Here is a 25,318-nt window from a genome sequence, read left to right as displayed (position 1 = left end):
TTCGCCGCGGTCTTCGTCCTGCCCGGTGACGCCATCGACGCGCTCGTGGGCGACAACCCGGTCAGCCCGGAGGTCGAAGCGGCGCTCCGCGCGCGGTTCAACCTCGACGGTTCGCTCTGGGACCAGTACACCGGCTACGTCCAGGCGGTCCTCAGCGGTGACTTCGGACGGACGACCGACGGGCGCAACGTGTCGCGCATGCTGGAGCTCGCGTGGCCCGTGACACTGCTCCTCGCGGCGACGGCCTGGATCCTCGAACTCGTGATCGGACTCGGGATCGGGATCGCGTCGGCGCTCCTCCCGGGCCGGCTCGTCGACCGGCTCGGCTGGGCGCTCACGCTGCTGTCGCTGGCCGTTCCCACCTTCGCCGTCGCGCTGCTGCTGCAGCACTACGTCGGTCTCGGAACCGGGCTCTTCCCGGTCGCCGGCACCAGGGCGGGATGGCCGATGGCCTACATCCTGCCGGCGGCCGCGCTCGCGCTGGTCGGCTTCGGCTCGACCGCACGCCTCACGCGGGTCAGCGTCGCCAACACCATGGACAGTGAGTTCGTCCGACTGGCCCGAGCGCGGGGGATCAGCGGGTCACGGGTGATCTTCTCCTACATCCTCCGGCCGGGCATCATCCCCCTCGTCACCCATCTCGGCGTCTCGTTCGCGGGAATGCTCGGCGGCGCGGTGATCGTCGAGGCGATCTTCAACCTCGGCGGGGTCGGCGGCCTCATCGTGAACGCCGTCTCGCGCCGCGAGGGATCGACGATTGTCGGCCTCGTCACGATCCTGGTGGTGCTCGTGGCCGTCATCAACATCGTCATCGATCTCGCCTACCGCTTCCTCGACCCCCGGTTGCGGACCACCACGTGAGCGGGCACATGGCGACCAAACGGGAAGGACGGTAACGGACGATGACGGTGGACACGGCGAAGATCGATCCGGTCAGCGACGACGCGCCGAAGGTCGGACGTCGGTGGTCGCACCTGCGCCGGGACGTCGGATTCTGGACCGGCAGCGCGATCATCGGCCTGTTCCTGCTGGTCGCGGCGGTGCCGTGGCTGTTCGCCGGGCTGTTCGGCAACGGCGATCCGGACGCCTGCGCGCTCGCGGACAGCCGTCGACCTCCGGCACCGGGGCACCCGTTCGGGTTCACCATCCAGGGCTGTGACATGTACGCGCACGTGCTCCACGGAGCGAGCAACTCGATCGCGATCGGCCTCCTCGCGGCGGGGCTGGCCGGCGTGTTGGGCACGACCGTGGGACTGGTGACCGGGTACTTCGGCGGGGGGACCGACGCGCTGCTGTCCCGCCTCGCGGAGATCGTCTTCGCCTTCCCCATGGTGCTCGGCGCGATCGTCATCCTCGCCTCGGTCTCGTCGCGGGGAGTGGTCGTGGTCAGCGTGACGCTCGGCATCCTGAGCTGGGTGCCGATGATGCGGGTGGTGCGGTCGGCGACGATCGCGGCGAAGGCACGCAGCTACGTGCGTGCCGCGCAGGCGATGGGACGCCCCACGGTCGCCATCATCGTCCAGCACATCCTGCCGAACGTCCTCGGGCCCATCCTCGTGATCTTCACGACGTCGATCGGTGTGATCATCGGCGCGGAGTCGACCCTGACCTACCTCGGTATCGGCCTGCAGGTGCCGGCGATCTCGTGGGGCCTGCAACTCGGTTCGGCGCAGAGCTACTTCAGCTCGGCACCTCACCTGCTCGTCTTTCCAGTCCTCGCGCTCGGCTTGTCGGTGGCGGGCTTCATCCTGCTCGGCGACGCGATCCGACGCGCGTTCGGTGTACAGAGGGATGCGATCTAGTGACTGACTCCAGGAGTGCGGTTCCCCGCCATGTCTCCCAGTTCAAGCGGACCGGCCCGGAGTGGATTCGCGAGGCGACGAAGCTCTATCCGGCCGGGGTCGCGGCGATCTGCGCGATGGTCGACGGTCAGCCGGTCGGATTCGTGGCGACGTCGTTCACCGTGGGCATCTCCTTCGAACCGCCGCTGGTGCTCTTCGCCGTACAGAACAGCTCACGGACCTGGCCGCTCCTCCGGGACCGCCAGCACCTGGGCGTGTCCGCGCTGGCCGCCGACCAGATGCCCGCGGTCTACCAACTGGCCTCCCGGAGCAGGGACAGGTTCGCCGGTCTGTCCATCGCGCAGACCGACACCGGAGCGCTGTTCATCGACGGCGCGGCGCTGTGGCTCGAGTGTCACGTCGAGACGTCAACGCCGGCCGGCGACCACGAGGTGGTCATCCTGCACGTGGAGGGGGCGGCCAGCGGTGAACCGCGCACGCCGCTCATCCAGCACGGGCCACGGCTGTGGACGCTGGCCGAACCGCTGCAACGGTAGGCGTCGACCTGCCCGGCAACAGGTGACCACCGACAGACACGCCACCTTCCCTGCGGGGGAGTGTCGACAACGAGAGTGTTCCTGGGAGTGAGACATGCGGATTACGGTGCTCGTCGGCAACCCCAAGCCGGGGTCGCGAACCCTGGCGGTCGGCGCGGCGCTGGCCGAGCGGCTGGCGGCCCTGGCGGGCGGCGCGGAGGTCCTGGTCGTGGATCTCGCTGACGTCTCGGACCGGCTGTTCCGCTGGCCGGACGACGAGTTGGCGGCGCTCGGACGGACGGTGGCGTCCAGCGACCTGTTGGTGGTCGCGTCACCGACCTACAAGGCGACGTACACCGGGCTCCTGAAGGCGTTCCTCGATAGATACGGCGAGGCGGCCCTCACCGGAGTGCCCACCATCCCGGTGATGACGGCCGGGTCGGACCGCCACGCCCTCGCCTCGGACGTGCACCTTCGGCCGCTCCTCGTCGAGTTGGGCGCCTGTGTGCCGACGCCGGGCTTCTTCCTCCCGATGGCCGACCTGGAGCGACTGGACCAGGTCCTGGACACCTGGTTGGCGGTGAACGCCCGACCAGTTCAGCTCCTGCTGGCCGGGCTGCGCCCCCAGCCCGCCGTCGAGTGAGGAAGATCAGATGACAAGCGCCAACCCGCCGGCCATGTGTCCACCGGTCACCGACGCCGACCTGCTCGCGCTCGCCCAGAATCGTGGGCTCGCCCTGTTGCCCCGCTCCGAGGTGCCGCCGACAGTGGCCACCGTGGCCGGTCCGGTGCGCGTCCGGACCGTGCACGGGCCCGTGGACGCGTTCGTCTTCCAGTTCCCGGGCGAGTCGGCGGAACATCTCGTCCTGACCCGGGGAATCGCCTCCGGCCCGGAGACCGCTGGCCCCGTTCCCGCAGTCCTCGTCCACAACGAATGCGTCGCCGGTGACGTGTTCCGCAGCGGACTGTGCGACTGTCGGCGCAAGCTGACCGAATCGTTGGCGACCCTCGCAGGAGTTGATTCGGGTGCCCTGATCTACCTGCGGTCGACGGCGAACACGTCACTGTCCCACCGGGCCCACCTGACCTATCGGATTCTTGTCCGGCTCGGTCTGCCGCTGGTCAGTTTCGACGGTGTCGACGCCGCCGCGGGCGGGATCCTGCCCTCGCCCGCCGTGATCGAGCCACACGTCCGAGCCCGGATGTGCCGCACGCCGCACCTGCTGTAGACCGTGACCGGCGGCCAGAACCTCAGCCGGTCGCCGCCTCCTGCGGTACGACAAGCCGCACGAGGTGGTCGAGCCGTGGCCGGTCGGGGCGCGCGAGGACGCGCGGCAGGATCAGCGTGGTGATGCCCACCTCGGTGGCCCCGCCGTCGTTCGTGGCGAGGTCTCCCACCATCAGGGTCCGCTGCGGCGTGGTGCCCAGCGTCCGGAGGCCGATCAGGAAGAGCCGTGGATCAGGTTTCTGCAGACCGTGCTCGCACGACAGGACGTATCCGTCGAGGAGGTCAGCCGCACCGTGGTACGCCAGCAGCGGACGTAGGTCGAGGTGGATGTCGCTGAGCACCACCAGCCGGATCCGAGCAGCGCGGAGGCGGCGCAGGACGTCGAGGACGTCGGGGTAGAGCGGCCGGTTCGGGGCGTGCGCGTCGAAGTCGTACAGCTGCTCGGCCAGTTCGGCGTCGAGCCCGGCTGCGGCGTACCAGAGCATCTCGCCGCTGCGATGCCGCTATGGGCTGCAATCCTGGCCGCGCAACGCGTCCACGACCTCCGGTAGCTGGAGGGCCTGCTCCAGTCGGTCGACCAGCGGGTTCACCACGGCGTCGGCGCAGGGACGGTGCAACCGTCGGAGCGCCCAGCGGACCCCGTTCGCTGGGCTCGGGATCGTGCACGAGGGTCCCGCTCCAGTCCAGCAGCACACCATCGAACAACCGCATGAGCAACATCCTTCCTGGACTGCTGGGTTTCGGGCGACCCGAAGCTCGGCCGGTCACCACGGTGCGCCGCCGTTACGATCATGGTCCTGGCCGGGTTCTGTGGGGGAGGACCGGAGTGGGTGGCAGGGTTTTCGGCGCACGTCGGATGCGGCGACGTGTCGTCGGTGTCGGTGTCGTCGCGCTGCTGCTTGCCAGCGCTCCCTGGTTGTGGACGACGATTTCCGCGCAGGGCCACCTGTACGACGCCTCCGACGCGCCCACCGCGGACGTGGTCGTCGTGCTCGGGACGGCGGTCGCGCAGGACGGTCGCGAGCCGGGGGCGCGGCTGTCCGGCCGGTTGCAGACCGCCGCCGAACTCGTGCGCGACGGTCGGGCCCGGGTGGTCCTGGTGTCCGGGGACGGCGGGGGTACGTCGGGCGACGAGACTTCAGTGATGACCGCGTACCTGACCGAACGGCTGGGCGTCGATCCCCGTCGGGTCGTCGCCGACCCGCACGGCCTGGACACGTACGACAGTTGTGTGCGCGTCCGGGAGGTGTACGGAGTCACCCGGGTGCTGGTGGTGACCCAGTCGTACCACCTGGCCCGCGCGGTGACGCTGTGCCGGCACGTCGGTCTCGACGCCGACGGGGTGGCCGCGCGCTGCGACGACTGTTCGGCGACGCTGCTCGTGGGGAAGACGGTCCGGGACTACTTCGCCAGCGGGAAGGCGGCGTGGGACGCGGTGCGGCGTCGACCCCCGGCCGTGGTCTCACCGGCGGACCCGGGCGTGCGGGACGCGCTCCGGGACTGACCGGCGTTCCGGGTCGGGGTGCCGGTCCGGCCGGAGGTCAGCGTACGGACACCTGACCGCCGTCCACGGGAACAAGTTGGCCGGCGCGCGGGTGGTGCCTGGCGGTTGAACTCCCACCAGGCCGACCGAGGCTGCCCGTACGGGCGCTGCGGGCCGGCTCGGTGGGGCGCGGCGGGCGCCGGCCGGTTGGCGGGTTCGACGCGCTCGTCCCATCGACGGTGGTTGCCGCGTGTCCCTACCATCAGCGGCCAGGTGGAGCTGGTGTCTGCTGTGGACAGGAGCAGCCATGCGACGTCGTCAGCCGAAGCCCGATCCGGTACCGCAGCGACTGCGTCCGCGTACCCCGGCGCCCGGACGGCGCAGGTGGTGGCAGGGCTGGCAGCTCAAGACGGCGGTCGTCGCGGCGCTGGTCCCGCTCGTCATCGGCGCAGTGTGGGCCCAGGGCGCGAAACTGGTGCGGCACGCCTGGTCCGGTCCCGCGCCGAGCGCCTCCGCGTCACCGACTCCCGCGACCGTCAGCAGTCGCCCTGACGCCACCCCGTTGCCCGGCGGGCCGTCCTCGGATCGCGGGGAGTCGGGTGGCCCGGTGACGAGCGACGGTCCGTCCGATGACCCGATCGAGCCCACTGGGCCCGCGCCCGAACCGGACCGGACCACACCCCCGCAACCCCCGCCGACCACCGCCCAGGTCGAGGCGCAGGTGCGGCGGAGCGGGACGCTGGTCATGGCCGACTACACCGCGTACGACCTGGACTCGATGGCCGCCGACTGGAATCCGACCCGGGACGACTGGGGACCCGACCGCGACGCCGGGTACGCCTCCTGGCGGGACGACGCCAACAACAACGTGCTGGTCAGCCGGGAGGATCCGAAGTACGCGGCGGCGCTGTCGGGTGACGGACCATGGCGGCGTACCGACTGTGTCCGTGCCCGGTACGGCGATCCGTCGGCCCGTCCGGTGGGTGACCGGCTGCTGGAGGGGCGGGGAGTCTGTGTGGTCACGTCGGCCGGGCGCTACGCGCTGCTGGTGGTGACCAGGTCGGTGGAGAAGCAGCTCACCGTCCGGGTGACCGTCTGGGAGTGAGGCTTTCGGCCCTCACCGCCGTCGGGGTGAGGCCCCCGAGGGGGAGCCTCACCGGTGTGATGTTTCAGCGGAAGGAGAGCACCGCCCGGTCGATCGTGGTGGTGCTGGGACAGAGGAACCCGGAGACCCGGCTGGCGGTGTACGGGCCGCCGACGTAGTCGCGGGTGGTGCCCTGGCGGTTGAAGACCGGGTTGGTGACCCGGTACCGGCAGGTGATCCCGATGGTGACGCTCACGTCGACGGCGTCCGCGGTGGCGGTGGCGTTGGTGTCGTTGAACGTCACGGTGGGGCTGTTGTTGAGCGCCACGGTCGAGCCGCTGCTGCACGACAGGTTGCCGCCGGGCGGGTTGATGCTCGTGCGGTCGATGGTCAGCGTGCTCGGCGGATTGGCGCTGGTCCGACCGTTGGTCCAACTGCAGACCGAGCTGCCGGCGGTGATGCTGCCGTCGACCGTGTTGGTGGCGGCATAGGCCGGCTGCCCACCGGCGAAGACGATGGCCAGTGCAGAGAGTGCGATCAGCTTGCGGTGTCGCATGACTTTCCTCTCCTTGTGAAGGGCCGGTAGCCGAGACATGTCGCAGCTGTTAATTAACTAAATTAAATGAGGTCCATCAATGCGTCAAGGCTCCGATTTGGCGCTGACCAGGAAGTTCGGTGGTGGTTGGGGGGCCTAGCCGGTCTGCGCGGCCTGGTGGGAGCGCTCGATGATCTCGCGTAGCGCGGTCGGGTCGGCCTGGTCGACGCGCTTCAGGTAGAGACAGCCCTTGCCCATGGTGTGCGGTCCGAGGCGGGCCAACAGGTCCGCGTAGTCCTCCGGCACGCCGGTCAGGTAGAGCACGGTCTGGGCCTTGCGGGGGGAGAACGAGACAGCGGCGACGTCGCCCTCCCGCCCCGAGGCGTAGCGGTAGTGCCGGGAGCCGAAGCCGACGATGGAGGGGCCCCACATCACCGGCGGCTCGCCGGTGACCTCACTCATCAGGCCGGCCAGGAACTGGCCGTCCGCGCGTCGCCGCTCGTCGGGAACCGCGGCCAGGAAGGCGGCTACGTCGCCGTCGGTGGGCCGGGTCTTGTTCGCACTGTCCACCGGGCCAGGCTAGTACCGGGCCGGTGGCGCTCGGGCCGTAGGTCGGCAGGCCCGCTGCGTCAGCCCGCCTCGACGGTGTCGACCGTCAACGTGGGCTGCCAGAAGGCCAGGGCCAGGGTCAGCTCCAGCACCGAGGCCGGGTCGGTGAGCCGATCCCCGTACAACTCCCGGAGCTGGCCCATCCGGTACCGGACGGTCTGCGGATGGACGAAGAGATCGGCCGCGACGTCGTCGCGTCGGCCGTGCCGCAGTAGCCACGACCGCAGCGTCTCGGCGAGCCGGTGTGCGGTGGCCGGCGGCAGTGACGCCAGCGGCTCGAGCGCCCGCGTGCGCAGGTCGGCCAGCCCCTCCGGGTCCGCGCCGAGCACCAGCTCGGCCAGGTGGTGCTCGGTGTCCAGCGGCGCGCCGTCCGTCGGCGGGTCGACGCCCAGGGCCAGCAGGCGGCAGGCCCGCCGGAACGACACGGCGACCCGCTGCCAGGGGCGGGACGGCCCCAGCACCGCCCGGCGTCCGTGCAGTACCCGGGCCAACTGCCGGCGCCGGGCACCGTGCATGTCCGGGACGAGCAGCACGGCGGTCTCCGCGCCCGCCTCCGCTCCGGGCAGGTCTTCACCGGCCTCGAGGGTCTGCGAACTGAGCAGGGCCAGCGGCACGCGCAGGTTCGCCCGGGGAACCAGGACGGCGGTGAGCGTCTGCGGCGGCGGCCAGTCCGCCCGTTCGGCGCTGGCCAGCAGCACATCCTCGGGCTCACCGGTGAGCAGGTGCTGGGCCAGCCGCTCCAGGTTGCGCCGTCGGGCCCGCCCGGCGCTGGCCAGCTCGTCGGCGTGCCCGGCCACGCTGGCGGCGGAGAGTTCGTCGATGTAGGCGAAGAGCAGTTCGGCGAACTCCGCCACCGTCGCGGCGGGCAGCCCGCTGCGGACCGTGGTGGTGGACATCTCCCGCCAGGCGACCCGGGCCCCGATCCGGTACGCGGCCAGCAGCGCGTCCATGCTGCGGCCGGCGCGCGCCTCGCCGCTGCCCAGGGCGTACGCCGCCTCCAGCGCCGGGGCCAGCGGTGTGCTCGGGTCGCTGCCCTGGGGGTGGGCGAGCAGGTTGAGGAAGGTGCCCAGGGCGATCTGCACGGCGTTGGAGATCTTGTCGCGCATCTGGCCGGTGAGCGTGCCGGAGTAGCTGGGCACCTCGCCGGTGATCGCGGTCACCGTTCGTTCGGCCAGCAGCGGTAGCCGGTCCTGCAACTCCCGGGCCACCCGCTCGTCCAGGGCCAGCCGGGCCGCCTCGCGGGTGGAACGGAAGGTCTCTGACATGTTTGTTCCCTCGGTACAAGAAGGCAGGCCCTTTTTACCCTGCCGAGCCAAGATTTTGTACGAATGGTGCGGTCACCATGGTGACATGGCCACCACCGTTTCGCGTCGGTCCACCCGGATGCCCCTCCGGGACCGGCTCCTGCGGCTCGCCGGCGCGGTCACCACCCCGCTCCTGCCCGACGACTACCTCGACCTCGTCGCACCGTTGCGCGCCGGGGCCGACCTGCGTGGTCGGATCCTCGACGTCCGGCCGGAGACCCCCGACGCGGCGACCGTCGTGATCCGTCCAGGACGCGGCTGGCGTGGTCACCTGCCCGGCCAGTACGTCCGGCTCGGCGTGGACGTCGACGGGGTGCGCCAGTGGCGGGCGTACTCGCTCACCGCACCCCCCGGGCGGGGCAACGCCCCCGTCACGATCACCGTCAAGGCGATCCCGGACGGCGTGGTCAGCAACCACCTCGTCCGGCGGGTCCGGCCCGGCACCATCGTCCAGCTCGACCAGGCGCAGGGGGACTTCGTCCTGCCCCGGCCGGCACCGCCCCGGGTCCTGTTCGTCACCGCCGGCAGCGGCGTCACCCCGGTCATGGGGATGCTGCGCTGCGGCGCCCTGGCCGACAGCGACGTCGTCCTGGTGCACTCCGCGCCCACCCCGACCGACGTGATCTTCGGTGCCGAGCTGCGCGATCTCGCCGCGCAGGGCGTCCTGCGCCTGGTCGAGCGGCACACCGACCGCGACGGGCAGCTCGACGTGACCGAACTCGCCGACCTCGTGCCGGACCACCTCGACCGGCAGACCTGGGCCTGCGGCCCGGTCGGGCTGCTCGACGCGGTCGAGCGGCACTGGGCCGACGCCGGCGCCGCCGACCGGCTGCACACCGAGCGGTTCCGCCCGACCGTGATCACCGCCGGCGAGGGCGGGCCGGTCACCTTCACCCGCAGCGGCGTCACCGTCCAGGCCGACGGATCCCGGGCGCTGCTCGACGCGGGCGAGGAGGCCGGGGTGCTGATGCCCTCCGGCTGCCGGATGGGCATCTGCTTCGGCTGCGTCCTGCCGTTGCGCCAGGGGGCGGTTCGTGACCTGCGTACCGGGGAACTGACCACCGCACTGCCCGGCGACGGCGTGCTCGTCCAGACCTGTGTGTCGGCGGCGGCCGGCCCCTGCGACATCGACCTCTGACGACGGGAGTTGCGTGCATGACCGTGATCCAGAAGAAGCCGCACAATCCGATCGCCCACCTCACCCCGGCGGACATCGAGGCGCTCGCCGCCGAGCTCGACGCGATTCGGGACCGGGTCATGGCCAACCGGGGTGAGCGGGACGCCGCGTACATCCGCCGGGTCATCGGCACCCAGCGCAAGCTGGAACTGGGCAGCCGGGCCGTACTGCTCTTCTCGCTCTTTCCGCCCGCCTGGGTGGTCGGCACCGCCGGCCTGGCGGTGGCGAAGATCCTGGAGAACATGGAGATCGGGCACAACGTCCTGCACGGCCAGTGGGACTGGATGCGCGACCCGAAGATCCACTCGACCACCTGGGAATGGGACCACGTCTCCCCGGCCGAGCAGTGGAAGCAGTCGCACAACGAGCTGCACCACAAGTACACCAACGTCGTCGGCCGGGACAACGACCTCGGCTACGGCATCATGCGGGTCGACGAGGACCAGCCCTGGCAGCCGATGCACCTGGGCCAGCCGTTCTGGAACCTGCTCAACGCCTGCTTCTTCGAGTACGGCATCGCCGCGTACGACCTGGAGCTGGGCCGTCACCTCCAGGAGAAGAGCACCCGGGACCCGGTGTTCCGGAGCCGCGCCAAGGCGGTGCTGCGCAAGATCCGCCGCCAGGTGCTCAAGGACTATGTCCTCCACCCGCTGCTGTCCGGGCCGTCCTTCCTCAGCACCCTGGCCGCCACCTTCACCGCGAACCTGATCCGCAACGTGTGGAGCCACTCGGTGATCATGTGCGGGCACTTCCCCAGCGGGGTGGAGACCTTCGAGAAGACCTCCATCGAGGGGGAGACGAAGGGGGAGTGGTACCTGCGGCAAATGCTCGGCTCGGGCAACATCAGCGGTGGCCGGCTGCTGCACCTGATGGCCGGCAACCTCTCCCACCAGATCGAGCACCACCTCTTCCCCGACCTGCCCAGCAACCGCTACCGGGAGATCGCCCCGGAGGTACGCGAGGTCTTCCGGCGGTACGGGTTGTCGTACACCACCGGATCGCTGCCGAAGCAGGTGGCCTCGGCGTGGTGGAAGGTGATCCGGCTGTCCCTGCCGAACCGCTCCGCCGCCGGCCCGGTGGACGACCAGCCGACGGTGGTGCGCGAGCCTTCGCTGGTGGCCTGACCCGCCCGGACCCGCCGAGGCGCCCGGCCGGGCAGCCCCGGCAACGCCACCTCGACGGCGGCGCCGGTCGCCCGGGGGCGGTCAGCCCCGACGGACGACCTGGAGGTCGATTCGTCCGCTGTCGTACCAGTGCCGGCTGAACAGCGCCACCCGGTCCGTCCGGGTCGCCGGGAAGTGCCGCTGCTCGAGCAGCAGCACCGGCGCGTCGGAGGCCAGATCGAGCCGGTCGCGCAGGTCGGCGTCGGGAAGCACCGGTACGAGCCGCGCGACCGCCTGCCGCAGCGGCAGGCCCAGCGCGGCGAGCCGGTCGTGGAGCGAGTCCGCCGCGCCGAACGCGTCGAGCGCGGTGGGCTCGGGCAGCAGGTCCGCCGGGATCCACTCGGCGCAGTGCACCACCGGCACCTCGTCGGCGGTGCGGGTACGGCTGATCCGTACGAGCGGATCGCCCGGCGCGACGTGCAGCTGGGCGGCGATCGACGCGTCCGCGCCGACGTGTCGGACCCGCAATCCGGTGGTGCCCGGCCGCCGCCCGAGCAGCGCGATGCCGTGCCCGGTGCCGACCAGCCGCTCCAGACCGTGCGTCGAGCGGGGCACCGCCGAGACGAACGTGCCGACACCACGACGACGTACCAGGAGCAGGTCCGCGATCAGTTCGGTGACGGCCGCGCGCAGGGTCGGTCGGCTCACCCCGAGGCGGCGGGCCAGCTCCGGCTCGGCCGGCAGCCGCGCGCCGGGAGCGAAGACGCCGTCCCGGATCAGCTCCCGGAGGCGGGTCGCGGTACGGTCCCCGAGCGTCCGGGCCTCGGTGTCGAGTCGTACCGACCAGTTCGTGTCCATGGGGCCTCCCTCCTCAACCACGGCCTCGTGAGCCGGAGACATTCGTGTCGATCGGTATTCTCGCCTGTACGGTCCGTGCGCGCAGCCCCGGAGAGTGGATCTACCACCCGTCCGGCGGGCGGGACAGAATGCGGGCATGGACCCCGACGTGCAGACGTACCTTGACGAGCTGGTCGACGCCGCCCGTGACGTGCTGGGCGACAACCTGGTGGGCGCGTACGCCGCCGGGTCGCTCGCGCTCGACGCGTACGAACCGGGCCGCAGCGACATCGACGTGGCCCTGGTCTGCGCGGACCCGCCGGGGGTCGCGCGCGGCCGGGAGCTGGTGGCGCGGCTGCGGCACGAGGCACTCCCGTGCCCGGCGCGCGGCCTGGAACTGGTCCTCTACCGCGCGGCGGTGACCCGCTCCGGCACCCCCGAGCCCGGCTACGAGGTCGAGTTGAACACCGGACGGGCGATGCCGTTCCGGGCCGGGGTGGACGGCCCCGACCGGCCCGCCGCCGACGGGCTGTTCTGGTACGGGCTCGACCGCAGCATCCTGCACCAGCACGGACGCGTCCTGTTCGGACCGCCCGCCGCCGAGATGTTCGCCGACCCCGCACCGGCGGACCTGCGTCGCCTGCTGGTCGACGCGCTCCGGTGGTGGCTGGCGCTGCCCACACCCGACGGCGACGCCCCGGCCCCCGGGGCCGAGGACGCGGTGCTGGGCGCCTGCCGTTCCCTGGTGCGCTTCCGGGACGGGGTGTGGCTGTCGAAGACACAGGCCGGCCGTCGACTGGCGGACGCCGGCTGGTGCACCGAGGTGGTCGAGCGGTCGATCGCGGCCCGCAGCGGCGGTGTGCCGCCGAGCGGCCCGCAGGCGCGGGCCGTCCAGCAGCGGGTGCTGGCCGAGATCAGCGGGGCCGGCTGAGCCCGCCGGCTGGTCACGCGGACGGATCAGGGCGGTACTCCCGGTGATCGTCGACGCCTTATCCTAGGCCCCGACCATCACGGGGAAGGGAACGCATGCCGTCGCGGCAGGATCAGCTCCACTCGTACCAGTTCACCGTCCAACGCGCGGTCACCGCCCTGGTCATGCGGGAGACAGACCCGGCGACCTCCCCGTTCCGCCGGTCGGCGGGCGCCGCCCTGGCCAGCGTGCTGGTGGCGGTGATCGTGCTCGGCGGGGCGGCGCTCTACGGCCTGTTCGCCGGCGGGGGCTCCGGTTGGCGGAACGAGCAGGCCGTGATCGTCGAGAAGGAGTCCGGCGCCCGCTTCGTCTACCGGGACGACAAGCTCCACCCGGTGTCGAACTACGCCTCGGCGCTGCTGATCATCGGGGCCGAGCGGGCGAAGACCGTGCTGGTCTCCCGCCGGTCGATCGAGGGGGTGCCGCGCGGCCTGCCGCTGGGCATCCCGGACGCGCCGGACTCGCTGCCGGCCGCCGGCCGCCTCTCCACCGCGCCCTGGACGGTCTGCTCGGTGACCGGACCGGACTCGACGCTCCGCTCGGTGGTGCTGGTCGGCGCCGCGGCCCGGGACGGTCGGCCGCTCGGCGACGAGGCGGTGCTGCTGCGGCACCCGGACGGGAGCCTGCACCTGGTCTGGCATCGGCACCGGCACCGGCTGCGCGACGTGAACCGTGTGCTGGCCGCGCTGGCCGCGACCCGGCAGCGGGCGGTGCCGGTGGCGCCGGCGTTGCTGAACACCCTGCCGGCCGGCCCGGACCTCGCCCCGCTGGACCTGCCCGGCCTGGGTACGGCGTCCGACGCCGTCTCCGGCGCCGACATCGGGGACGTCTACCTGGTCGCCAACTCCGGCGGCGGCCGCCAGTACGTGGTGGTCGACCGGGACGGGGTCGCCGGGATCACCGAGTTGCAGGCGAGTCTGCTGCTGGCCCGGACCGGCCAGGGCGACCCGGAACCGTTGACCCTCGGCCGGTTCGCCCGGCTGCCGAAGCTGCCCGACCTGGTGCCGACCGGCCCCACCGCCCCGCCGACCAGCCCGCCCCGGCTGGCCCGTCCCGAGCCGGGCGCGATCTGCGGGCAGGCCGGCGACGACGGCGGCGTTCGGGAGGTACGCGTCGGCGCGACCGCGCCCGAGCCGGGGGCGGCTGCCCGGGGCGGGGGGTCCGACGGTGCGGCGGGCACGGTCGCCGACCACGTGGTGGTCGAGCCGGGTCGGGGCGCGGTCGTCGAGTCGGTCGCCGCACCCGGTGCGACCGGCGGTGCCGTCTCCGTGGTCACCGACCTCGGTCGGCGGCACGTGGTGGCCTCGGCCGAGGTGCTGGGCGTGCTCGGTTACCCCGGTGTCCGGCCGGTGCGCCTGCCCGCGAGCCTGGTCAGCCTGGTGCCCGCCGGCAGCCCGCTGGATCCCGAGGCGGCGCGGCAGATCGCCGGCTGAGCGGTCCGGTGGGGTCAGTCGGCCGGGCGGCGCAGCACGGTGACCGCGAAGTCGGCGTCGGCCCGCCAGGGGCGCAGGTCCCAGGTGGCGAACCGGTGCTCCTGGCGCAGACCGGCGGCAGCCGCGTCGGCGTCGAAGTCGGCGAGCGGATACCCCCGGCCGGTGCCGAAACCGACCACCAGCACCCCGTCCGGGCGCAGGTGGGCGGCGAGCCGGCGAAGCACCTCCCGCTCGGTGCCCGGGGCCAGGAAGGTCAGCACGTTGCCGGCGACCACCGCCGCGTCGAACGGCTCGCCCGGCAGGTCCAGTTCGGTCAGGTCGGCGACCAGCCAGGTCGGCCCGGGGTGGTCCACGCGGGCCGCCTCGACCAGCACCGGGTCGGCGTCCACCCCGACCACGGTGTGTCCCCGCTCGGCCAGCGCCGCGCCGACCCGGCCGGTGCCGCAGCCGGCGTCGAGGATCCGCGCGCCGGGCGGCACCATGGCGTCCAGCAGCCGTGCCTCACCGGCCAGGTCCGCCCCCTCGGCGGCCAGCCGGCGGAACCGGTCGACGTACCACTGCGAGTGGTCGGGTCCGGTATCGGTCACCCAGCGGGTCGGCTTGCCCATGGCGCCCACCGTAGCGGTCGGCGGCGGTCCGCGCGCCGGTGACCGCGACGCTCCCCGACGGCGGTCACCGGTCGGATCGGCGGAACCTGATGCCCGCCGACGCGCGACATCGACGGGGCGGCACCATCCCGCGACGGACCGTATGATGATCCGAGCGTCCACCCCCGGCTGGACAGCTGCCCCCGGACTCGGCCGATGGAGGTTTTCCCGACCAGGTCGCGTTTTCGCGAAAGATTGATCGTCTGGCAGCCCCTTAGGCCGTAACAAGCCGTTCAGGAGAGGGCTGATCGGATAGTTCTTCATGTCCGAAGTCCGACCCGGGGTCGGACCTTTGGTTTGACTCCTAATCGATGATCTTTTTCCCTAGCCAGGTAGGCATATGCTGCTTCCACTGTAGAAATCTTGGGGGATGGGTGGATGCAGGCGTCGGACGCTGCGCGCATGTCCGCCTACGGACGGCAGTCGGGCACTGACATGCCACAGTCGACGATCGTGCACCGCTTTACCGTCAGCGCGGCGCGGCATCCCGAGCGACCGGCCGTGCTCGGCGAGCGGACCGTCCACTACGCGGAGCTGCGGGACCTGGCCGGCGGGTACGCCGCGCTGCTCGCCGCCGCCGCGGTCCCCGCCGGGAGCCGGGTCGCCCTGCTCACCGCGCACGGCGTGCCCACCATCGCCGCCATGCTCGGCACGCTCGCCGCCGGCTGTGCGTACGTGCCGCTGGACCCGGGTTTCCCCGAGGACCGGCTGCGGCACATGATCGCCGCCGCCGACGTCGGCACCATCCTCACCGGAGCCGCTCAAGAACCGCTCGCGCGTCGGTTGAGTGACGACTGCCCCGATCTGCGGGTGGTGGTCACCGACGAACCCGCCGCCGCGCCGCTGGCACCCGTACCGGTCGACCCGGACGCGGTGGCGTACGTGCTGTTCACCTCGGGGTCGACCGGGGTGCCCAAGGCGGTCGGCCAGACCCACCGCAACCTGCGGCACGTGGTGGACAACCAGATCGCCGCCCTCGCCATCGGCCCGGACGACCGGCTCAGCCTGCTCGCCTCGTTCAGCTTCGACGCCGCCATCCCGGACCTCTGGCCGGCGCTGCTCACCGGCGCGGCGGTCGTCCCGGTCGAACTGCGCCGGCACGGGCTCGCCCACGCCGTCGACGAACTGGCCCGGCACCGGGTGACCGTCTATCACTCCACCCCCACCGTCTACCGGTTCCTGTTGGACACCCTCGGCGACCGCCGGCTCGACCACGTGCGCGTGGTGCTGCTCGGCGGCGAGCAGGCCACCTGGACCGACGCGGCCCGGGGCCGGGACCGGTTCGCCGCCGACTGCGTGCTGGTCAACGGTTACGGCGCCACCGAACTGACCTTCGCCGCCCGGTACGCGCTCCCGCTGGCCGAGGTGGACGGCACCCGCAGCGGTCCACTGCCGATCGGCCACGCCCTGCCCGGGTACGCCGTCGACCTCACCGCCGACGGCGAGATCGAGGTCCGCAGCACCTATCTGGCCCCCGGCTACCTCAACGTCGACAGCGACCGCTTCGGCGTCGACCCGGACGGGGTGCCCACGTACCGCACCGGCGACCTGGGCCAGCGGCTGCCCGGCGGAGAGCTGGTCTGCCTCGGCCGGCTGGACCGGCAGGTCAAGGTGCGCGGACACCGGGTCGAGCTGACCGAGGTCGAGGCGCACCTCGCCGACCAGCCGGGCGTCGCCGCCGTCCGCGCCATCGCCCGCGACGGCGAACTGCTCGCGTACGCCGTCCCGGCCGGCGGGCCGCTCGACCCGGCGGCCCTGCGCGCGGCGCTGGCCCGGCGACTGCCGGAGTACGCGCTGCCCCGGGCAGTCGTGGTGGTCGACGCGTTCCCGCTCACCGTCACCGGCAAGGTCGACGAACGCGCGCTGCCCGAGCCGCCAGTACTGGTACCGACGGGGGAGCAGCCGGCCACCCCGACCGAGCAGGCCGTGCACGACATCTGGTGCGCGGTGCTCGGCCGGTCCGCGGTGGGCCGCACCGACAGTTTCTTCGACCTCGGCGGGCAGTCCCTTCTGCTCGGCCTGGTGCAGGAGCGGCTGGCCGAGCGGTTCGGCGTACGACTGCCCATGCCCCGCCTGTTCGCGCACCCCACGGTGGCGGCGCAGGCCCGGCTGCTGGACGCCCCGGCCACCGGAGTCTCGGCTCCCGCCCTGCCCGTGCCGCCCGCGCCGCCGGTCTCCGACCGGGAACACACCGGCGACGAGATCGCCGTCGTCGGCCTGGCCGGCCGGTTCCCCGGCGCACCGGACGTCGCCACCTTCTGGTGGAACCTCTGCGCCGGGGTGGACGGCATCCACGACCACACCGACGCCGAACTGGCCGCCCTGGGCATCGGCCCCCGGCTGCGCGCGGACCCCCGGCACGTGAAGGCCGCCGGGCGGCTCGCCGGGGTGGCCGAGTTCGACGCCGACTTCTTCTCCTTCGGCGCGGACGAGGCGGCCCGCACCGACCCGCAGCACCGGATCTTCCTGGAGACCGCCTGGGAGGCCCTCGAGGACGCCGGATGCGACCCGGAGCGGTTCCCCGGCCTGGTCGGCGTGTACGCGGCGACCTCCGCGAACCGCTACTTCCTCTTCCACCTGATGGACAACCCGGCCGTGGTCGGTGACGTCGACCCGGACGACTGGGAGGCCCGGCTGGTCGGCCGGCAGTTCACCGACCACCTCCCTGGGCAGGTCGCGTACCGGCTCGGGTTGACCGGTCCGGCGGTGGCCACCCAGAGCGCCTGCTCCAGTTCGCTGGTGGCGGTCTGCCTCGCCGCGCAGAGCCTCGCCGACTACCAGTGCGACATCGCCCTGGCCGGCGGCGTCAACGTCACCTGGCCGCGCTACCGGGCCACCCCGGGCGGGCTGGCCTCCCCGGACGGCCGGTGCCGGGCCTTCGACGAGGCCGCCGCCGGCTCCGGGTTCGGCTCCGGCGCCGGGGTGGTCGTGCTGCGCCGGCTCGCCGACGCGCAGGCCGACGGGGACCGGATCTACGCGATCCTGCCCGGCTGGGCGGTCACCAACGACGGGGCGGAGCGAGCCGGATTCGCCGTCCCCGGACCGGCCGGGCAGGCCGCCGCCGTGGCGAACGCCCTCGCCGCCGCCGAGGTCGACCCCGGCGAGGTCCGCCTCGTCGAGGCCCACGGCAGCGGCACCCCGCTCGGCGACGCCATCGAGGTGGCCGCGCTGCACGAGGTCTACTCCGGCGCGGCCCCCGCCGAGAGCTGCGCGCTCGGGTCGGTCAAGACCAACATCGGCCACCTGGACGCCGGGGCCGGCATCGCCTCGCTGATCAAGGCGGTGCTCGCCGTGCAGCACGGGGTCATCCCGCCGAACCTGCACTTCACCCGCCCGCACCCGGAGGTCGACCTGGCCGCCGGCCCGTTCTACGTGCCGACCAAGGCCCGGGACTGGCCGGAGGGTCCGCGCCGGGTCGCCGGGGTCAGCTCGTTCGGCCTCGGCGGCACCAACGCGCACGTCGTCGTGGAACAACCGCCCCCGGCCGAGCCGGCGGCCGAGCCGTCCGGTGCGGCGTACCTGCTGCCGCTGTCGGCGCGTACCCCCGAGGCGCTGCGGGCGGTGGTCACCCGGCTGCGGGCACACCTGGCCGGCACCACCGCGCCGCTGGCGGACGTGGCCTGGACCCTCGCCACCGGCCGGCGGGCGTTCGGCTGCCGGGCGCTGGTCGCGGCGACCGACCCGGCCGGCGCGGTGGCCGCGCTGGACGACCTGCTCGCCACCGGTGGCCGGGCGGCTGGGGCGCCGGCGGGCCTGCTGGAGCAGGCTGCCGGGTGGCTGGCGGGCGGGGACGTCGACTGGGCCCTGCTGCACCCCGACGGGGGCGGCCGGCGCGTCGGCCTGCCCACCTACCCGTTCCAGCGGCGGCGGTACTGGATCGAACCCCCTCAGAAAGGCCAGCGGTGAACTGGTTCTCCTCCACCGGACGTCGTCCCGAAGCGCCGGTGCAGCTGTTCTGCCTGCCCTACGCCGGAGCCGGGGCCAGTGCGTTCCGCCGGTGGCGGGACGCCATCGGCGAGGACGTCGAGGTGCAGGCGGTGCAGCTGCCCGGCCGGGAGGTACGGATCGCCGAGGACCCGGACTTCACCGTCGCGGAGGTCACCGACGCCATCGCCGGGCAGGCCGACCGCCCGTACGCCATCTACGGCCACTCGATGGGCGGGCGGCTCGGCTTCGACGTGGTGCGGGAGCTGCGTCGCACCGGCCGGCCCCTGCCGGTCCGGCTGTACGTCGGCGGGGCCCGCGCCCCGCACGTCACCGACGTCAGCCACTTCGACGGGCTCTCCCGGGTCGACGACGAGGAACTGCTGCGGCGGCTGCGGGCCGGCGGCGGCCTGCCCGCCGAGATCCTCGAACACCGCGAGCTGGTCGAGTTGCTGCTGCCCCTGCTGCGGGCCGACTTCGGTCGGGTGGACAGCTACCGGTACACCCCCGAGGAGCCGCTGCCGGTGCCGATCGTGGTGTTCAGCGGCCGTACCGACCTGGCGGTGACCCGCGCGCACAGCGCGGCGTGGGAGCGGCACACCGCGGCCGGCTTCACCCTGCACGACATCGACGGCGGACACTTCTTCCTGCACGACGGCCTCGCCGACGTATTGGCGGTGATCCGGGCCGACCTGCGCGCGGCGGTCACCCCGCCGGCCCCGGCCACCACCGCCGCCGGGTCGACGGTGCCGGGCGCGGCCGCGTCCGTCGCCGGTGTGGCCGCGCCCGCCGGCATCGGAGCGTGGGGTCCGTCGTCCGGGCCGGGCGGGCACCGGGTGCCGCTGGGCGACACGCACTGGTCGGTCTGGCGGGACGCGCTGCTGCGGACCACCGGGTTCCCGGCCGACGGGCTGACCGCGCTGGCCGCCCCGAAGGCCGCTGCCGCCGCCGACGACCTGCTCGACGGCGGCCCCGCCGAGGTCTTCGACGTGGCGTTCACCGAGGCGCTGCGGGCCGGTGGCGAGACGCTGCGGCAGATCGCCGCCGACCCGCTGCTCCGCGAGGCGGTCACCTGGCAGAACCCGAACGTGCTCACCGCCCTCGACGGGCTGGTCGCCGCCGGGCCGGACGCCCCCCGCAACGTGCGCCGCCGGGACCGGGAGAAGGCCCTGCTGCGCTACTGGCAGCGCTACTGCGGCAAGAACGAGACGGTCGGCTTCTTCGGGCCGAGCTGCTGGGTGACCGTCGACCCGGACGCCACGACGCCGCTGACCGCGCGGCCGGGGGAGCGGCTGACCCGTGACCGCTGGGTGGCCTTCGAGTCCTGGGCGATGGCCGCGTACGCCGACGCGCTCGGCCGGGACCCGGCCGTACGGCGCTGGTGGCCGCCGATGCTCGCCCCCCACCTGGGCCTGGACGGCCGGACGGTGCGCCGGCCGGGCCGCCCGCCGCTGGAGCTCTCCGCCGTCGAGGCGGCGCTGCTGGCCGCCTGCGACGGTCGCCGGCCGGCCGCGCAGGTGGTCGCCGACCCGACCCTCGGGCTGCGTCGCCCGGACGACGGGTACGCCCTGCTGGAGCGCTTCGTCGACCGGGAACTGATCACCTGGGACGCGCTGCTGCCGGTGAGCCCGGCCGCCGAGCGGGTGCTCGCCGAACGGATCGACGCGATCGGCGACGAGCCGGCCCGTACCCACGCCCGGGACGGACTGGACCGGCTGCGCGCCGCCCGGGAGGCCGTCGCCGCGGCGGCCGGTGAGCCGGACCGGCTCCGGGTCGCCCTGGCCGACCTGGACGCCCTCTTCACCGAACTGACCGGCGCCGCGCCCCGCCGCCGCGACGGGCAGATGTACGCCGGCCGCACCCTCTGCTACGAGGACACCAGCCGGGACCTCGACGCCGTGGTCGGCGGGCCGCTGCTGCGGGAGATCGCCGCGCCGATGGCGGTGCTGCTCCAGGCCGCCCGGTGGCTGGTCGAGGCGCTGCGCCGCGCCTACGCCGACGCGTTCCGCGAGCTGTACGAGGAACTGCGCGCCGACGCGCGCGGCGGTGAGGTGTCCCTGGCCGACCTGTGGTTCCTCGCGCAGGGACTGTTCTGGGGCACCGGCGACCGGCCGGTCGACGCGGTGGCCGCCGCCTTCGCCGAGCGCTGGGCCGGACTGTTCGGGTTGGACCCGGTGCCGGCCGACGCCAACCGGGTCGACGTCCGGACCGACGAGATCGCCGACCGGGTCGCCGAGGTCTTCCCGGCCGTCCCGCCGACCTGGGCCAACGGCCGGCTGCACAGCCCCGACCTGCAAATCTGCGCGCGGGACGCCGAGGCGCTGGCCCGGGGCGAGTACACCGTGGTCCTCGGCGAGCTGCACGCCGCCTGGGCGTCGTTCGACTGCGAGGTGTTCACCCCGTCCCACCCGGACGTGGCGCGGCTGCGCGCCGCCCTCGACGAGGACCTGGGTGGCGGCCGGATCCGGCTGCTGGTGCCGGACGAGTGGCCGCGCCGCACCAGCCGGGTCGCGGAGAGCCTGGTCGGCCCGACCGACCGGCAGCTCGCCTTCGCCCCCGCCGCCGGGGCCGACCCGGACCGGGTGCTGCCCACCGTGGACCTCACCGTCGCCGACCGCGACGGGGAACTGGTCGCCGTCGCCCGGGACGGGCGGACGTGGACCCTCGACGAGATCTTCGCCGGCCCGCTCGCCATGCACGCGGTAGACGGCTTCAAGCTGGTCGCCGCCGCCCCGCACACGCCCCGGATCACCCTGGACAAGCTGGTGGTGGCCCGGGAGACCTGGCGGACCACGCTCGGCGAGACCGGGCTGGCCGACGTCACCGGCGAACGGGAGCGGTTCCTCGCCGTCCGGCGGTGGCGGCGCGAACTGGGCCTGCCCGAGCAGGTGTACGTGAAGCTCGGCACCGAGACCAAGCCCTGCTTCCTCGACCTGAGCAGCCCGTTCTACGCCTCGGCGTTCTGTTCGATGCTGCGTACCGCCCGGGGCGCGGGCGGTGACGCGGTGTCGGTGACGCTCAGCGAGATGCTGCCCACTCCCGACCAGGCCTGGGTGCCCGACCAAGCCGGCCGGCGGTACTTCAGCGAGCTGCGGCTGCACATCGTCGACGGCGAAGCCGTCGCCACCGGATCCGGAGCGCGCCGATGAGCCCCACCCCGTACCCGGCCGCCGCCCACGGTGCCGAGCTGCCCTGGCCGGACACAACCCTCGCCGACCTGGTCCGGGCACAGGCCGCCCGGACCCCCGACGCCACGGCGGTACGCCAGTGGGACGACCGGCTCAGCTACCGCGACCTGGTGGAGCGGGCCGCCGGAGTGGCCACCGCGCTGCGGGAGGAGGGCGTCGTCCCGGGCACCCCGGTCGGGGTGTGCGCCACCCGCCGGCCCGACCTGGTGGTCACCGTGCTCGGCGTGCTGCTGGCCGGCGGGGCGTACGTACCGCTGGACCCGGGCGGTCCGCGCGGGCGGCTGCGGGAGATCGTCCGGGACGCCGACGTGCGGATCGTGGTCGGCGACGCCGCCGAGGCGGAGTTCGGCGACGTCGCCGGGGTACGGACCGTCGGGCTGCCCGGCCCGGCCCCGCTGACGCCCTGCCCGGCCCGTCCCGGCGACCTCGCGTACGTGCTGTTCACCTCCGGCTCCACCGGGCGTCCCAAGGGCGTTCGGATCACCCACCGGGGTCTGGTCGAGTTCGTCACGAGCTGGGCGGCCCGCACCGGCGTCGACGCCGACACCCGGAGTCTGGCCAGCGCCTCGCTCAGCTTCGACGCCGCCGTCATCGACCTGTTCGTGCCGCTGGCCCACGGCGGCGCGGTGCAACTGGTCGGCGCGGACGACCGGGCCGACCCGGTCCGGTTGCAGCGGTTCGCCGCCGCGCACGACGTGACCTGGGGACTGCTCACCCCGACCGTGCTCGCCCTGCTCGACCCGGCCGCCCTGCCCGGCTGGCGGACGGTGCTCTGCGGGGCCGAGGCCGTCCCGGCGGAACTCGCCGCCCGCTGGGCCCCCGGCCGGCGGTTCGTCAACGCCTACGGCCCGACCGAGGCGACCGTCGCGGTGGTGGCCGGCGACCTCACCGGCGACGAGACCGACCCGGTGCCCATCGGTCTGCCGCTGCCCAACCACCGGGTGTACGTCGTCGACGCCGACCTGCGTCCGGTCGCGCCGGGGCAGAGCGGGGAACTGCTCGTCGGCGGCCCCGGCCTGGCCGACGGCTACCTCGACCGGCCGGCGCTGACCGGCGCGGCCTTCGTCCCCGACCCGTTCTCCGGCCTCCCCGGTGAGCGGCTCTACCGCACCGGCGACCTGGTCCGGCAGGGCCCGGACGGCCGGCTCGTCTACCTGGGACGGATCGACCGCCAGGTGAAGATCCGGGGGCAGCGCATCGAGCTGGGTGAGGTCGAGGCGGTGCTCGCCGACCACCCGGCGGTCGACCGGGTGGCGGTGGAGGCCGTCGACGGCCCGTCCGGCACCGAACTGGTCGCCTTCCTCACCCCCGCCGACGCCCCCGGCGACGAGGAGATCCGGGACTGGGCCGCCGACCGGCTCACCCCGGCCATGCAACCGGCCCGGCTGCTGCGCCTGGCCGCGCTGCCGGTCGACCCGCGTACCGGCAAGCTCGACCGGGCCGCCCTGCGGGAACAGGCCGCCGCGACCCGCCCTCACCCGGCCGCCGAGGTGGCCGCCACCGGTGATCCGGTCGAGACGGCGGTGGCCCGGCTCTGGACCCGACTGCTCGGTGCCGCCCCCGCCCCGGACACCGACTTCCTCGCCGCCGGTGGCAACTCCGTCGCCGCGATGCGCCTGGTCGCCGCGCTCCGCGCCGAACTGGACCGGCAGGTCGACGCCCGGGACGTGGTCGCCGCCCGCACCTTCGCCGGGCTGGTCGACACGGTCCGCGCCGCCGCCCGCGCCGAGGCGGACGGGTTGACCACCGGCAACCCGCCGACCCTCTCCGCGCCGCAGCGCCGGCTCTGGTTCGTCGACCAGATCGCCTCGTCCAGTGCCCCGTACAACATCGCGATGGCGCACCGGCTGCGTGGCCCGCTGGACGTACCGGCCCTGGGAGCGGCGCTGCGGGCCGTCGCCGAGCGGCACGACGTGCTGCGCTGGCGGATCCTGCAGACCGCCGGGGTGCCGTACGCGGTGTGCGCCGAACCGACCGACGTGGCCGTGCCGGTGGTCGACCTGACCGGCAGCGCCGACGCCGAGGCGGAGCTGCGGGGCATGCTGACCGTCGGTGCCGGGCACTCCTTCGACCTGGCCACCGGCCCGTCCTGGCAGGTCACCGTGTACCGGCTCGGCGAGCAGGAGCACGTGGTGGCGATCACCCTGCACCACGCGGTCTTCGACGGCTGGTCCGAGGGGGTCCTCTACGACGACCTCGCCGCCGCGTACGCCCAGGCGGTCGCCGGCCGGACGCCGAGCCTGCCGCCGCTGGCCGTCTCGTATGCCGACTACGCGGTCTGGCAGGCCGAGCGGGACCGGCGGCGCGGCCCGGCCGACGTGGCTTGGTGGACGACGCACCTGCGGGGCGCGCCGACCGTGCTGGAGCTGCCCCGGGACCGGCCCCGCCCGGCGGTGCAGACCTACCTGGGCGCGGAGGCCACGGTGACGCTCTCCGCCGAGGCGGACCGGGCGATCCGGACGCTCGCCGCCGACCGGGGCACCACCTGCGCGGCGGTGCTGCTGGCCGGGTTCGGCGTGCTGGCCGGCCGGCTCACCGGTGGCGACGACCACGTCCTCGGCGCGGTGGTCGCCGATCGGCGGCTGGCCGCCTTCGACGACGTGATCGGTTTCCTCATCGACACCGTCCCGCTCCGGGTCCGCACCGGCGGCGGAGTGGGCTTCGCCGAGCTGGTCGACCGCTGCGCGACCGAGCTGCACGAAGCCACCGCCCACTCGGGCGCGCCGCTGCAGAAGATCGTGGAGGCGCTCGGCATCGGCCGGAACACCTCCCACGCCCCGCTGGTGCAGGTGCTGTTCAACGTGCTCAACTTCGCCCCGCCCCGGCTGGCGCTCGCCGGACTGATTGGCGAACCGGTGCGGGTGGACAAGCCCGGCTCCCCGTTCGACATCACTGTCTACGTGGTGGAGCACGACGGCCGGTTCGGCGTCGAGGTGGTGCACAACCCGGACCTGTTCGACGCGGAGCGGATCGACGCGCTCCTGGCCGACCTGGCCGCGCTGGTCGGCGTGCTGGCCGCCGCCCCGCACGAGCCGGTCGACACGGTCGCCGTCGAGCTGCCCCGGCCGACCGTACGGGTGGCCCGGCTCGGCGCGATGACCGTCGCGGCCGGCGACGCGCCGCGCGGCCTGCTGCCCGCCGGGCCGGACGCGCTGACCGACACCGAGGAGCTGATCGCCGGGATCTGGCGGGAGGTGCTGGACCGGGACCGGGTCGGGGTGACCGACAACTTCTTCGACATCGGTGGACACTCGCTGGCCCTGACCGCCGTGCACGCCCGGCTGACCGCCGCCACCGGGCGGTCCCTGGCGCTGCTCGACCTGTTCCGCCATCCCACCGTGAGGGCGCTCGCCGCCCACCTCGACGGCGCCGTCGACCGGCCGGAGTTGGCCCGGGCCGCGCTCCGCGCGGCCGCCCGACGCAGTCGTACCCGTCGTACCCCACCTCGCCGCCCCGGCGGCGCTGCGGAATAGAGGAAC

Annotated in this window: 20 protein-coding genes; 14 read left to right on the top strand and 6 right to left on the bottom strand. The window is 73.7% G+C overall.

Annotation, left to right across the window (positions count from 1 at the left end; translation table 11 throughout):
• Nucleotides 1-45 precede the first annotated feature (45 nt).
• From GA0074692_RS12145 to GA0074692_RS12125, 5 genes are all read left to right on the top strand, one after another.
• On the top strand, nt 46-861 hold the full coding sequence (locus tag GA0074692_RS12145; protein WP_176738422.1) for an ABC transporter permease: 816 nt from the start codon (nt 46-48) through the stop codon (nt 859-861).
• Between the two features lie 41 nt (nt 862-902).
• Complete coding sequence (locus GA0074692_RS12140; protein ID WP_091643514.1) at nt 903-1,802, top strand: ABC transporter permease; 900 nt, start codon at nt 903-905, stop codon at nt 1,800-1,802.
• Nucleotides 1,802-2,338, top strand: coding sequence for a flavin reductase family protein (locus tag GA0074692_RS12135; protein WP_091643510.1), 537 nt, complete (start codon nt 1,802-1,804; stop codon nt 2,336-2,338). The genes GA0074692_RS12140 and GA0074692_RS12135 overlap by 1 nt, the downstream gene beginning before the upstream one ends.
• Nucleotides 2,339-2,432: 94 nt before the next feature.
• Nucleotides 2,433-2,960: an NADPH-dependent FMN reductase gene (locus tag GA0074692_RS12130; protein WP_091643504.1), complete on the top strand. Its 528-nt coding sequence runs from the start codon at nt 2,433-2,435 to the stop codon at nt 2,958-2,960.
• Nucleotides 2,961-2,970: 10 nt separating this feature from the next.
• Nucleotides 2,971-3,546, top strand: coding sequence for a GTP cyclohydrolase II (locus GA0074692_RS12125; RefSeq protein ID WP_091643500.1), 576 nt, complete (start codon nt 2,971-2,973; stop codon nt 3,544-3,546).
• 22 nt (nt 3,547-3,568) lie between these two features.
• Here the strand turns inward: GA0074692_RS12125 and GA0074692_RS12120 are convergent, their stop codons facing one another.
• Nucleotides 3,569-4,030: an HAD family hydrolase gene (locus GA0074692_RS12120; protein WP_091643497.1), complete on the bottom strand. Its 462-nt coding sequence runs from the start codon at nt 4,028-4,030 to the stop codon at nt 3,569-3,571.
• A gap of 371 nt (nt 4,031-4,401) precedes the next feature.
• Between GA0074692_RS12120 and GA0074692_RS12115 the strand changes: the two genes are divergently transcribed.
• Both GA0074692_RS12115 and GA0074692_RS12110 read left to right on the top strand, forming a co-directional pair.
• Nucleotides 4,402-5,049: a SanA/YdcF family protein gene (locus GA0074692_RS12115; protein WP_091643494.1), complete on the top strand. Its 648-nt coding sequence runs from the start codon at nt 4,402-4,404 to the stop codon at nt 5,047-5,049.
• Nucleotides 5,050-5,335: 286 nt separating this feature from the next.
• Nucleotides 5,336-6,133, top strand: coding sequence for a hypothetical protein (locus GA0074692_RS12110; protein WP_091643491.1), 798 nt, complete (start codon nt 5,336-5,338; stop codon nt 6,131-6,133).
• Between the two features lie 64 nt (nt 6,134-6,197).
• On the opposite strand, the gene GA0074692_RS12105 is transcribed toward GA0074692_RS12110, so the two are convergent.
• From GA0074692_RS12105 to GA0074692_RS12095, 3 genes are all read right to left on the bottom strand, one after another.
• A complete protein-coding gene (locus GA0074692_RS12105) occupies nt 6,198-6,668 on the bottom strand; it encodes a hypothetical protein (RefSeq protein WP_091643487.1) in 471 nt (156 codons plus the stop codon).
• A gap of 135 nt (nt 6,669-6,803) precedes the next feature.
• Nucleotides 6,804-7,217, bottom strand: coding sequence for a DUF1801 domain-containing protein (locus GA0074692_RS12100; protein ID WP_091643484.1), 414 nt, complete (start codon nt 7,215-7,217; stop codon nt 6,804-6,806).
• A 59-nt stretch (nt 7,218-7,276) separates the two neighbouring features.
• On the bottom strand, nt 7,277-8,521 hold the full coding sequence (locus GA0074692_RS12095; RefSeq protein WP_091643480.1) for a PucR family transcriptional regulator: 1,245 nt from the start codon (nt 8,519-8,521) through the stop codon (nt 7,277-7,279).
• 85 nt (nt 8,522-8,606) lie between these two features.
• Here GA0074692_RS12095 and GA0074692_RS12090 point away from each other — a divergent pair, with 85 nt between their 5' ends.
• On the top strand, nt 8,607-9,698 hold the full coding sequence (locus GA0074692_RS12090; protein WP_091643475.1) for a ferredoxin reductase: 1,092 nt from the start codon (nt 8,607-8,609) through the stop codon (nt 9,696-9,698).
• 17 nt (nt 9,699-9,715) lie between these two features.
• Nucleotides 9,716-10,861: a fatty acid desaturase family protein gene (locus GA0074692_RS12085; protein WP_091643472.1), complete on the top strand. Its 1,146-nt coding sequence runs from the start codon at nt 9,716-9,718 to the stop codon at nt 10,859-10,861.
• Between the two features lie 81 nt (nt 10,862-10,942).
• On the opposite strand, the gene GA0074692_RS12080 is transcribed toward GA0074692_RS12085, so the two are convergent.
• Nucleotides 10,943-11,698 (bottom strand): GntR family transcriptional regulator, encoded by a 756-nt coding sequence (locus GA0074692_RS12080; protein WP_176738421.1) that lies wholly within the window; start codon nt 11,696-11,698, stop codon nt 10,943-10,945.
• Between the two features lie 136 nt (nt 11,699-11,834).
• Here GA0074692_RS12080 and GA0074692_RS12075 point away from each other — a divergent pair, with 136 nt between their 5' ends.
• Both GA0074692_RS12075 and eccB read left to right on the top strand, forming a co-directional pair.
• A complete protein-coding gene (locus GA0074692_RS12075) occupies nt 11,835-12,608 on the top strand; it encodes a nucleotidyltransferase (protein WP_091643464.1) in 774 nt (257 codons plus the stop codon).
• Nucleotides 12,609-12,703: 95 nt separating this feature from the next.
• Nucleotides 12,704-14,080, top strand: coding sequence for a type VII secretion protein EccB (gene eccB, locus GA0074692_RS12070; protein ID WP_091643459.1), 1,377 nt, complete (start codon nt 12,704-12,706; stop codon nt 14,078-14,080).
• Between the two features lie 14 nt (nt 14,081-14,094).
• On the opposite strand, the gene GA0074692_RS12065 is transcribed toward eccB, so the two are convergent.
• A complete protein-coding gene (locus GA0074692_RS12065) occupies nt 14,095-14,688 on the bottom strand; it encodes a class I SAM-dependent methyltransferase (protein ID WP_091643456.1) in 594 nt (197 codons plus the stop codon).
• 441 nt (nt 14,689-15,129) lie between these two features.
• Here GA0074692_RS12065 and GA0074692_RS12060 point away from each other — a divergent pair, with 441 nt between their 5' ends.
• Genes GA0074692_RS12060 through GA0074692_RS12050 form a run of 3 tightly spaced genes read left to right on the top strand, consistent with a single transcriptional unit; the run spans nt 15,130 to nt 25,312 of the window.
• Nucleotides 15,130-18,633, top strand: coding sequence for a beta-ketoacyl synthase N-terminal-like domain-containing protein (locus GA0074692_RS12060; RefSeq protein WP_245730278.1), 3,504 nt, complete (start codon nt 15,130-15,132; stop codon nt 18,631-18,633).
• Nucleotides 18,630-21,800 (top strand): thioesterase domain-containing protein, encoded by a 3,171-nt coding sequence (locus GA0074692_RS12055; protein WP_091643453.1) that lies wholly within the window; start codon nt 18,630-18,632, stop codon nt 21,798-21,800. Before GA0074692_RS12060 ends, GA0074692_RS12055 begins: the two co-directional genes overlap by 4 nt.
• On the top strand, nt 21,797-25,312 hold the full coding sequence (locus GA0074692_RS12050) for a non-ribosomal peptide synthetase (protein ID WP_091643450.1): 3,516 nt from the start codon (nt 21,797-21,799) through the stop codon (nt 25,310-25,312). Before GA0074692_RS12055 ends, GA0074692_RS12050 begins: the two co-directional genes overlap by 4 nt.
• Nucleotides 25,313-25,318 lie beyond the last annotated feature (6 nt).

The organism is Micromonospora pallida, assembly GCF_900090325.1.
GTDB classification, from domain to species: domain Bacteria; phylum Actinomycetota; class Actinomycetes; order Mycobacteriales; family Micromonosporaceae; genus Micromonospora; species Micromonospora pallida.
The sequence above is the reverse complement of the archived record's forward strand: the minus strand, read 5'-3'. Positions and strand labels throughout refer to the sequence as shown.

What these genes read in the sequence shown, in the direction of transcription:
- GA0074692_RS12140 (WP_091643514.1), top strand. Translation starts at nt 903, where the DNA reads ATGACGGTGGACACGGCGAAGATCGATCCGGTCAGCGACGACGCGCCG.
- GA0074692_RS12130 (WP_091643504.1), top strand. Translation starts at nt 2,433, where the DNA reads ATGCGGATTACGGTGCTCGTCGGCAACCCCAAGCCGGGGTCGCGAACC.
- GA0074692_RS12125 (WP_091643500.1), top strand. Translation starts at nt 2,971, where the DNA reads ATGACAAGCGCCAACCCGCCGGCCATGTGTCCACCGGTCACCGACGCC.
- GA0074692_RS12120 (WP_091643497.1), bottom strand. Translation starts at nt 4,030, where the DNA reads ATGCTCTGGTACGCCGCAGCCGGGCTCGACGCCGAACTGGCCGAGCAG.
- GA0074692_RS12115 (WP_091643494.1), top strand. Translation starts at nt 4,402, where the DNA reads ATGCGGCGACGTGTCGTCGGTGTCGGTGTCGTCGCGCTGCTGCTTGCC.
- GA0074692_RS12110 (WP_091643491.1), top strand. Translation starts at nt 5,336, where the DNA reads ATGCGACGTCGTCAGCCGAAGCCCGATCCGGTACCGCAGCGACTGCGT.
- GA0074692_RS12105 (WP_091643487.1), bottom strand. Translation starts at nt 6,668, where the DNA reads ATGCGACACCGCAAGCTGATCGCACTCTCTGCACTGGCCATCGTCTTC.
- GA0074692_RS12095 (WP_091643480.1), bottom strand. Translation starts at nt 8,521, where the DNA reads ATGTCAGAGACCTTCCGTTCCACCCGCGAGGCGGCCCGGCTGGCCCTG.
- GA0074692_RS12090 (WP_091643475.1), top strand. Translation starts at nt 8,607, where the DNA reads ATGGCCACCACCGTTTCGCGTCGGTCCACCCGGATGCCCCTCCGGGAC.
- GA0074692_RS12085 (WP_091643472.1), top strand. Translation starts at nt 9,716, where the DNA reads ATGACCGTGATCCAGAAGAAGCCGCACAATCCGATCGCCCACCTCACC.
- GA0074692_RS12080 (WP_176738421.1), bottom strand. Translation starts at nt 11,698, where the DNA reads ATGGACACGAACTGGTCGGTACGACTCGACACCGAGGCCCGGACGCTC.
- GA0074692_RS12075 (WP_091643464.1), top strand. Translation starts at nt 11,835, where the DNA reads ATGGACCCCGACGTGCAGACGTACCTTGACGAGCTGGTCGACGCCGCC.
- eccB (WP_091643459.1), top strand. Translation starts at nt 12,704, where the DNA reads ATGCCGTCGCGGCAGGATCAGCTCCACTCGTACCAGTTCACCGTCCAA.
- GA0074692_RS12065 (WP_091643456.1), bottom strand. Translation starts at nt 14,688, where the DNA reads ATGGGCAAGCCGACCCGCTGGGTGACCGATACCGGACCCGACCACTCG.
- GA0074692_RS12060 (WP_245730278.1), top strand. Translation starts at nt 15,130, where the DNA reads ATGTCCGCCTACGGACGGCAGTCGGGCACTGACATGCCACAGTCGACG.
- GA0074692_RS12050 (WP_091643450.1), top strand. Translation starts at nt 21,797, where the DNA reads ATGAGCCCCACCCCGTACCCGGCCGCCGCCCACGGTGCCGAGCTGCCC.